This window comes from Microbacterium sp. Bi128, assembly GCF_918698205.1.
On record NZ_CAKKMM010001658.1, the window covers coordinates 1 to 1,043 of the forward strand.

At 70.6% G+C, this 1,043-nt stretch carries 1 protein-coding gene; it reads right to left on the minus strand.

The features are described 5' to 3' along the window. On the minus strand, nt 1-1,043 hold a 1,043-nt coding region (sucB, locus tag LQV45_RS35320), incomplete at both ends, for a 2-oxoglutarate dehydrogenase, E2 component, dihydrolipoamide succinyltransferase (protein WP_230012711.1).

A 1,043-nucleotide genomic window follows, 5' to 3' on the forward strand; every position in this document is an offset into this window, starting at 1 on the left:
CCTTTCTCGTCGGCGACCACTACGGCCCTCTTGACGATCGCGCCGGTGCCGAGGATGGCAACCTGCGGCTGGTTGATGATCGGGGTGTCGAACAGGGCACCCACCGAACCGATGTTGGTGATGCTGAAGGTGCCGCCGGAAAGCTCGTCCGGGCCGATCTTGCCGTTGCGGGTGCGGTCGGCGACGTCGGCGATCTTGCCGGCCAGGCCGGCCAGGTTCAGGTTGCCGGCGTCCGAGATGACCGGAACCAGCAGGCCCTTGTCGGTGTCCACCGCAATCGCCAGGTGCTCGGCGTTGTGGTAGGTGATCTCCTGCTTGTCCTCGTCGTAGGAGGCGTTTACCTTCGGGTGCTGCTTCAGGGCCTCGGCAACAGCCTTGGCGATGAAGGGCAGGAAGGTCAGCTTGGAGCCGTTCTGGGCCTGGAAGGAGTTCTTGGCCTTGGCGCGCAGCTTGGCAACCTTGGTCATGTCGACCTCGTGGACCTGGGTCAGCTGGGTGGAGATGTCCAGCGACTCGCGCATGCGGCGGGCAATGACCTGGCGGATGCGCGGGGCCTTCTGCACGGTGCCGCGCAGCGAGGACGCTGCGCCTGCGGATGCCGCGGCTGCCGGCGCAGATGCGGCGGGGGCTGCCGCGGGTGCGGAGGCGGCCGGTGCTGCCTTTGCCTCGGCAGCTGCCAGCACGTCCTGCTTGCGGATGCGGCCGCCGACGCCGGTGCCGGTGAGGGCCGCGATGTCGACGCCCTGCTGGTTGGCCAGCTTGCGGACCAGGGGAGTGACGTAGCCGGACTCTGCCGGTGCGGCAGCTGCTGCCGCGGGCGCGGGAGCTGCCTGAGCGGCGGGAGCGGCGGGAGCTGACGGAGCAGCGGCTGCGGGAGCTTCCTGCTTGGGAGCCTCCGGTGCTGCTGCCGGTGCGGGGGCGGCCGGCGCTTCCTGCTTGGGAGCTTCCGGTGCTGCTTCCTGCTTGGGGGCCGCGGCGGGCGCCGGTGCGGCCGGTGCCGCTGCGCCGGAACCGATGACGGCCAGGACGGAGCCGACCTCGGC